The 1,248-nt window shown below is 36.4% G+C and carries 2 protein-coding genes; both read left to right on the plus strand.

The features are described from left to right. Positions 1 to 323 (plus strand): hypothetical protein (locus ACP6PK_RS08065; protein WP_426559166.1); only part of this gene is annotated, 323 nt, incomplete at its 5' end. After that, complete coding sequence (locus ACP6PK_RS08070; protein WP_426559167.1) at positions 274 to 747, plus strand: type ISP restriction/modification enzyme; 474 nt, start codon at positions 274 to 276, stop codon at positions 745 to 747. The genes ACP6PK_RS08065 and ACP6PK_RS08070, both read left to right, overlap by 50 nt. The last annotated feature ends 501 nt before the right edge of the window (positions 748 to 1,248 follow it).

The following is a 1,248-nucleotide window of genomic DNA, read 5'->3' on the forward strand; positions in this document are numbered from 1 at the left end:
AGGCACAGAATCAAATTGTTGTTTATGATATGTACACTCGATTTATTCGTTGGGCATCGGATAGGTTAGGTAAACAAGGTGTAATTTGTTTTATTACTAATTCTTCTTTTTTAGATGCTCGTGCTTTTGATGGATTTAGAAAAGTAATAAATGAGGAATTTTCTTATGCTTATTTTCTTGATTTAGGAGGTAATGTTAGAGCTATTTCAGGTAAGGATGGTATTTTTATAGGAGAAAAACATACTATATTTGGAATTTCTGCAATGACAGGAATTGTCATATCTTTATCTCAAACGAGAATTTCCCCGCCTCCCCTTCTATGAAAATTTTCAACAGTGGGTAAAATGGGGAAAAAAATTAATCGACTTACACATCAATTATGAAACTATTAAACCTTTCCCACTAACTCGCATCGACTTACCAACTCCCGAAAACTCTCCCACTCCTAAACTAAAACTTAAAGCAGATAAAACCAAAGACAAAATATTTATAGATACCATCACAACATTAGAAAAAATTCCCAAAATTGTCTGGGAATATCGCCTCGGAAACCGGAGTGCTTTGGAGTGGGTATTAGATCAATATAAGGAGAAAAAACCCAGAGACAAAACCATCGCTGAAAAATTTAATACCTATCGTTTTGCTGACTATAAAGAAACAGTTATTGACTTACTAAAAAAGGTTTGTACCGTTAGTGTCGAAACTATGAAAATTATTCAGAAAATGGAAACTACTGACAAATCATAATTTCGGATGAGGAGAGAGAAATAATAGTTGCATTTTCTGAAGCGCATACGAACCGGAGGGAGATGAGCAGTTTTCTGACTATTGTGGAATAGAGACAAATAATAGTTGCATTTTCTGAAGCGCATGCGAACCGGAGGGGGATGAGCAGTTTTCTGACTATTGCGCAATAGAGACAAATCTTATTTGCATTTTATGAAGCGCATAAGAACCGGAGGGAGATGAGCAGTTTTCTGACTATTAGGGAATAGAGGGAAATAATAGTTGCATTTTCTGAAGCTCATGCCAACCGGAGGGGGGTGAGCAGTTTTCTGACTATTGCGCAATAGAGACAAATCAGAAATAGAAAAGTGTTTGGAGACCAAACCCCTACGGACTACCTCCGACAAAATTTTCCCCAGAAATCAGAAAATGGTAGGTAAAAACTTTTATTGTGTATAGAGCAATAAAGACAAATCAGAAATAGAAAAGTGTTTGGAGACCAAACCCCTACGGACTACCTCC

This window comes from Dapis hubbardiae BLCC-M172, from assembly GCF_050016015.1.
Taxonomy (GTDB): domain Bacteria; phylum Cyanobacteriota; class Cyanobacteriia; order Cyanobacteriales; family Microcoleaceae; genus Trichodesmium.